Raw genomic sequence first — 6,615 nt, 5'->3', positions numbered from 1 at the left:
ACGCATGGCGTGGATCTACTGGGGCCATCCACGCATGGCGTGGATCTACTGTAGAGCCGAGCCATGCTCGGCTGTTTTCATTTCACCGTGCTGACCACGGTCGGCAGCTGCCAGTGCCCGCCCGCCACGCCGCGGCACTGTCCGGTGGTGAACTCGCTGCTCTTCACGAAACGCGCTCCATCCCATGCCCAGTCGTGGCCCGAGAAGCAGTCGCCGATGCCGCGGCCGCGGAAGCGCCCCCGCAGCATGGCGTCGTCGCGGTCGAAGTCCTCCGCGTCGGAGGTCACGAAGCGCGCCTGGTAAGGTGCCTTGTCCTGCACCACCCAGTAGCCACTGCTGAAGTTGTAGGCACCCATGAAGCAGCTGGTGCTGGCCAGCACGTGGCTGGCATCGAGCCGCTGGATCTCGATCTCATCCTGCTCGCCATCACTCAGGCGCGTGCACTCGTCCGGCGTGGGCAGGCTGGCAATCATCGCCTTGCGCAGCGCAGGCACCTTGCCCAGCGCCGCATCCGTGCTGCGCGGTGCCACCAGCTTGCCGTGCACGATCACCGGCACCGGCAGAGCCGCCGGCACGCTCGCTTCGGCCTTGTCGCCGCGACGCACCAGCGCGCCGGGCGTACCCAGCCGGCCCTGCGCCTCGTCCATCTTCAGCAGTACTGCGGTGGCGCCGCTGTCGGAGATCGGCCATGCCTTGCCCTTGCCATCGATGATCTCGATGCGCGCCTGGCGGGGCAGGGCGGCAACCAGGGCATCGGTCTGGGCCTGCTTCAACAGCACCTTTTCCGCTTCGCCGGTGTCCTGCACCGGGCCGAGGTCCTTGCCATTCAGGCGCAGGCGCAGCGCACCGGTCGGCGCCGGGTCATCGCCCTCGCCATTGCGCAGGCGCGCGATGACCGGTGCATTCGGGCCGCCCGCGCGTTCCAGCATCAGGCTCAGCAGGTTGGCGGGTTCTTCCGGGCTGTAGCCCGCGGCACGGCAGGTGCGGGTGTTGTCGCAGGCCAGCGACCAGTTGTTGTGCTCGAACTTCACACCGGCCTTTGGCTCGGGCGTAGCCGCGTGGGCGGTCTGGGCGAGGGCGAGGCCCAGCAGGGCGGGAAGCAAGGTGTGGCGCATGTGTGGAAGTCCGTTTCGGGGCCGGCAAGCATGGAAGATGTGGCCGAATAATCCAAATGTCGGGGTGGGGTCGGAGCCCTCTGCCTGCAGAGGGCTCTGACCCCGTATGTAGCCCCGCGTTATCATGGCGGCGTCTTCCGCAACCCGGCGATGCCGATGTCCCTTGCCGCCGATGGTGCGCCTCCCGTGTCCGATACGCCGATGATCCGCCGCCGCGAGCCGGTGCAGCCCGGTGCGTGGCCCGACGACACGCTGCCGCTGCTGGCCCGCCTGTATGCCAGCCGTGGCGCGACCACGCCGGAACTGGCGCTGCCGCGGCTGGGCAACCTGCACGCGCCGGAGCTGCTCACCGGCATCGATGCGGCCGTCGCGCTGCTGGTCGACGCCATCGCCAACGACAAGCGCATCCTGGTGGTGGGCGATTTCGACTGCGATGGCGCCACCGCCTGTGCGGTCGGTGTGCGCGGCCTGCGCATGCTCGGCGCGCGGCACGTGTTCCATGCCGTGCCCAACCGCATGGTGCACGGCTATGGACTGTCGCCTTCGCTGGTCGAGGAACTGGCTGCCCTGCAGCCGGACCTGCTGGTCACCGTCGACCATGGCATTGCCTGCCATGCCGGCGTCAACGCGGCCAAGGCGCGGGGTTGGCAGGTGCTGGTGACCGACCACCATCTGCCCGGGCCGCAGTTGCCGCCGGCCGATGTCATCGTCGACCCGAACCTGGAAGGCGATGACTTTCCCAGCAAATCGCTGGCCGGTGTCGGCGTCATCTTCTATGTGCTGATGGCACTGCGCCGGCAGATGCGCGAGGCCGGTGTGTTCGCCGATGGCAAGGGCCCGGACCTGACCACGCTGCTGGATCTGGTGGCCGTGGGCACCGTGGCCGACCTGGTGGTCCTGGATGCCAACAACCGCGCCCTGGTCAGTGCCGGCCTGCGTCGCCTGCGCGCCGGGCACGGCTGCGTGGGCCTGAAGGCGCTGATCGAAGCCAGTGGCCGCGACAGCGCGCGACTGACCGCCACCGACATTGGTTTTGCGCTCGGCCCACGCCTGAACGCTGCCGGTCGCCTGGAGGACATGGCCCTGGGCATTGCGCTGCTGCTGACCGAAGACCCGCGCCAGGCACGCGACATCGCCCAGACCCTGGAGCAGATCAACGCCGAACGCCGCGCGGTGCAGCAGTCGATGACCGACGATGCCGAACAGGCGTTGTCGCGCGTGGTACTGCAGTCCGAAGGCGAGCGTCCGGTGGCCGCCTGCCTGTTCGATGCCGACTGGCATCCCGGCGTGGTCGGTCTGGTGGCATCGAAGATGAAGGATCGCCTGCACCGTCCGGTGATCGCCTTCGCTCCGGCCGAAGCGGGGGCGGACACCCTGCGTGGCTCGGCGCGTTCCATCCCGGGCCTGCATATCCGTGATGCGCTGGCGCTGGTCGACGCGCGCCATCCCGGCCTGGTCGAACGCTTTGGTGGGCACGCCATGGCGGCCGGGCTGAGCATGCGCCTGGAGCATCTGCCTGCGTTCGAGGCGGCCTTCGTCGCCATCGTGCAGGAAGTGCTGGACCCGGCCGCGCTGCAGCAGCATGTGCTCAGCGATGGCGAACTGGCCGTGCACGAGCTCGACCATCGCCATGCCGATGCCCTGCGCCTGGCCGGTCCGTGGGGGCAGGGCTTCCCCGAGCCGATGTTCGATGGCCACTTCGAAGTGGCCAACTGGCGCGTGCTGAAAGAGCGCCACCTGAAACTGGAACTGCGCCTGCCCGGCCTGCCGGGCACGGTCAACGCCATCCACTTCGGCGGCTGGCACGGCAATGCACCGGGACGACACGTGCACCTGGCCTACCGTCTGGCCTGCGATGACTACCGCGGCGGTGCGGCGATCCAGCTCATCATCGAGCATTGCCTGCCGGCCTGAACCTGGAGTGCGGCCCATGCCGATGCACGGGCCGCACCTCTTCTGTCACTCGTTCAGGGCTGGACCTTGCTGACCACGGTCGGCATGTCCCAGGCGCCGCCGGCTGCCACCAGGCGGCACAGGCCCGAGGTGGCTTCGCCGGTCTTCACGAAGCGCTTGCCGTCCCAGCTCCAGTCCGTGGTGTGCCAGCAGTCACCCAGGCCGCGGCCCTTATGGGCGGCACTGATGACCCGGCCATCGCTGTCGCTGCCTGACGTGGTCACGAGCACCGGATTGAACGGCGCCTTGTCATTGGCCACCCAGAAGCCGTAGCCCTCGTTGTAGGCCGCGCGCCAGCACAGCGTGGACACCAGCACCTTGGCGCTGGACAGGCGGGTGATCGTCAGCTCTTCCGGCTCATCGATCATGGGGTGGCCTTCCGGGCTGATGGCCGCGCAGTCATCGGCCGGCGTCGCCGCGCGCAGAGCACGGCGCAACGCCGTGGCCTGCGTCTGTGCCATCGCGGCGTCGGCAGGGCGCGTAGCGGGCAGCTTCGGCAGTGTCACCAGCGGCGGTGCCAGCGCCGGCAGCACCTTGTCCTCGCTGCCATTGCCCTTGCGCACCAGTGCACCCGGGGTGCCGAGGCGGCCCTGGAACTCGTCCATCTTCAGCAGCACCGCCGACGCGCCGCTGTCGGACAGCGTCCAGCGCTGGTTGCCCCCGCCCACCACCTCGATGCGGCTGGTGCGGGTAAGTGCCGCCAGCAGCGCATCGGTCTGTGCCGGCGTCAGTGCGCCGGTGCCTTCCTTCAGCGACAGGCGGCCCAGGTCGGTGCCGTTGATCTGCAGATGGACGTTCGCGCCTGGCGCCAGCTTCGGCCCGTCCTCATCGTACTGGCCCAGCATCAATTGGCCCTGCACGCGCTGCTGCGGGCCGGCCGCGCGGGTCAGCAGCACCGACACCGCCGGGCCGTCGCCCTCATCGGACTGGTAGCCCGCTGCGCGGCAGGTACGCGTGTTGTCGCACGACAGCGTCCAGTCGTTGTGGGTGAACGGGAAAGGCGAGGTCGGGGCAGCGGCGGCAGGCAACGAAACAGCCAACAGCACGGACAGGAACAACGGGCGCATGCACATCCTTATGGGGGAAAACCGGACGCTATGGTGCCGCGCAGGTGCAGGGCTGACCAGCCGCTCTGTGACGGAATATATGTGACGCGAAGCACATTACGACGGAAAACCTTAATGAATTCATCTCGTTATATGACCATGTGACCGTCAAAAAGCTGGCGCCCGTCACGTCTGGATGGCACAGTCGGGCCACGACCAACATGGGACGACGGAACGCCCGATGTACGCCGAATCACTGCTCCCCGGCGCCGCACTGCAGCGCCTGCACCAGGACCGACGCCTGATCCGCGTCGAAACCGCTTTGGACCCGGATACCTTCCTGGTCAAGCGCTTCGATGGCATCGCCTCGGTCTCCAGCCCGTTCACCTACCGCATCGACCTGCTTTCCATCCAGCCACGGCTGGAGCTGAAGCAACTGGTCGGCCAGCCGCTGCGCCTGCAGCTGGGCGATGAATTCGGCGACCGCAGCGTGCATGGGTATGTGCGCGAGTTCGCCAGCACCGGGCAGCAGGCACAGTTCAGTGCCTACCGCGCCGAACTGGCGCCGTGGTTCGCCTTCCTCGACTACACCTGCAACTGCCGCATCTTCCAAGATCGCACTGCACTGCAGATCATCGAGGAAGTCTTCGAGGGCTATGCGCAGCTGGCGCGGTACCGCTACGACCTCAACCCCGGCAAGCTTGCGCCGCTGCCGTACTGCGTGCAGTACAACGAATCGGACTTCGCCTTCGTCAGCCGCCTGCTGGAAGACGCGGGCCTGTACTACAGCTTCGTCCACGACGAGGAAGGCCACGAGATGGTGATCAGCGACGATTCGACGCTGAGCACTGCCCACGGCGAGCCGCAACCGATCGCCTACGTTTCCGACCAGGGCACTCTGGCCAGCACCGGCCTGCACCGCTGGGGTGCGCGGCGCCGGGTCGGCCCGAGCGTGCAGACGCTGCGCAGCTTCGACTTCAAGCAGCCGGGCGAGCGACTGGATGGCAACCAGGGCAACCAGGTGCCGATGGGCCTGCTGCCGCCGTTGGAGCAGTACCGTTACGACGGTGCCGCGCGCTTCATGAACAGCCGTATCGGTACGGCGCTGGCCGCCGTGCGCAACGAAGAAGTGACCTGGCCCACCAAGCTGTTCGAGTGTGCGGGCAATGCCGGCGAGATGGAGGCGGGCGGGTGCTTCGACCTGGAACGCCATCCGGATTTCATCGGCCGCGACGACACTGATCGCAGCTTCTTCGTGGTCAGTGTGCAGCGCGAAGGCCACAACAATTTTGCCGCCGATTTCGGCAGTGCCGAAGCGCCCAGCGTGGAAGTGCAGGCCGAAGTGCTGCGCCGGCGCATCCCGTACCGCCCGCTGCGGCTCACCCCCTGGCCGCGCATGCCGGGCCCGCAGACTGCCACGGTGGTTGGCCCGCCGGGCGAGGAACTGCACGCCGACCGCTACGGCCGGGTAAAGGTGCAGTTCCACTGGGACCGCCAGCTGGACCGTCGCGAGAATGCCTCGTGCTGGATCCGCAGCGCCAGCCCCTGGGCCGGCGCCGACATGGGCGGCGTCTCACCGCCGCGCGTGGGCCAGGAAGTGATCGTCGATTTCCTCGACGGTGATCCGGACCGGCCGATCATCACCGGGCGCGTCTACAACGAAGACAACATGCCGCCGTTCGGCATGGAGGTCAGCGGCCTGAAGTCGAAGACCGTCAAGGGCGCAGGCTGGAATGAAATCACCATGCACGATGGCGCCGGCGGCGAGCTGCTGAACATGCGCGCCCAGCGTGACATGGTCACCACCGTGCTCAACGACCAGAACGCCAGCATCAAGAACAACAAGTCGACCACGGTGGCGGTGAACCACACCATGGGCGTTGGCGCCAACCAGGACATCAGTGTCGGCGGCAACCGCGGCATCACCATTACCGGCACCGATACGCTCGGCGTCACCGGCACCCGTACCACCAATGTCACCGGTGCGGTCACCGGGAAATACGAAGCGGGCGAAACCAAGACGATCGTGGCCGCCGGCTACACCGAAATCATCACCGGTGATTTCAAGACCACGCTGACCGGCAACTACACCAGCCAGCGCACCGGCACCTGGGCCGAAACCGTGACCTCCACCTCCAGCCGCACCGTGGGCGGGCTGGTCACCGAGACCCTGCAGGCCGGTCGGGAAGTGACGATCACCGGGCAGGACAAGCGCAAGGTGCAGGGCAAGGTCGACGACAGCAACGTCGGCGAGCGCGTCATCGATGTCACCGGCAACTTCAGCCAGGATGTCACCGGCACCCACAGCCAGGGCTCGGACGGGGCGATGAGCCTGGAATCGGCGGTCAAGCTCACCAGCAAGGTCGGCGGTTCGGTCATCGAGATCACCGACAGCGCGATCAAGATCACCGCCGGTGGTTCAGAGGTGGTCATCGACGCCGGTGGTGTTTCGGTCAACGGCAGCGAGATCAAGCTCAACTGCTGAGCCGCAAGGGAGAAGC

The 6,615-nt window shown here is 67.5% G+C and carries 4 protein-coding genes; 2 read left to right on the top strand and 2 right to left on the bottom strand.

The features are described from left to right. Positions 1–77: 77 nt before the first annotated feature. Entirely contained in the window at positions 78–1,115 is a 1,038-nt protein-coding gene (locus IAE41_RS13885) for a DUF1176 domain-containing protein (protein ID WP_200733516.1), read from the bottom strand. A 156-nt stretch (positions 1,116–1,271) separates the two neighbouring features. Here IAE41_RS13885 and recJ point away from each other — a divergent pair, with 156 nt between their 5' ends. Then, positions 1,272–3,029 (top strand): single-stranded-DNA-specific exonuclease RecJ, encoded by a 1,758-nt coding sequence (gene recJ / locus IAE41_RS13880; RefSeq protein ID WP_200733515.1) that lies wholly within the window; start codon positions 1,272–1,274, stop codon positions 3,027–3,029. A 53-nt stretch (positions 3,030–3,082) separates the two neighbouring features. Here the strand turns inward: recJ and IAE41_RS13875 are convergent, their stop codons facing one another. Beyond that, a complete protein-coding gene (locus IAE41_RS13875; RefSeq protein ID WP_200733514.1) occupies positions 3,083–4,135 on the bottom strand; it encodes a DUF1176 domain-containing protein in 1,053 nt (350 codons plus the stop codon). Between the two features lie 220 nt (positions 4,136–4,355). Here IAE41_RS13875 and tssI point away from each other — a divergent pair, with 220 nt between their 5' ends. Continuing rightward, entirely contained in the window at positions 4,356–6,599 is a 2,244-nt protein-coding gene (tssI, locus tag IAE41_RS13870; protein WP_200733513.1) for a type VI secretion system tip protein TssI/VgrG, read from the top strand. The last annotated feature ends 16 nt before the right edge of the window (positions 6,600–6,615 follow it).

Origin of the sequence: Stenotrophomonas sp. S39, from assembly GCF_016624665.1 — a bacterium.
GTDB lineage: Bacteria > Pseudomonadota > Gammaproteobacteria > Xanthomonadales > Xanthomonadaceae > Stenotrophomonas.
Note: the sequence above shows the minus strand (reverse complement) of the source record. Positions and strands in the feature narration are given on the sequence as shown.

Excerpts from the sequence above, each read along its gene's own strand:
- IAE41_RS13885 (WP_200733516.1), bottom strand. The coding sequence starts at position 1,115 with ATGCGCCACACCTTGCTTCCCGCCCTGCTGGGCCTCGCCCTCGCCCAG.
- recJ (WP_200733515.1), top strand. The coding sequence starts at position 1,272 with ATGTCCCTTGCCGCCGATGGTGCGCCTCCCGTGTCCGATACGCCGATG.
- IAE41_RS13875 (WP_200733514.1), bottom strand. The coding sequence starts at position 4,135 with ATGCGCCCGTTGTTCCTGTCCGTGCTGTTGGCTGTTTCGTTGCCTGCC.
- tssI (WP_200733513.1), top strand. The coding sequence starts at position 4,356 with ATGTACGCCGAATCACTGCTCCCCGGCGCCGCACTGCAGCGCCTGCAC.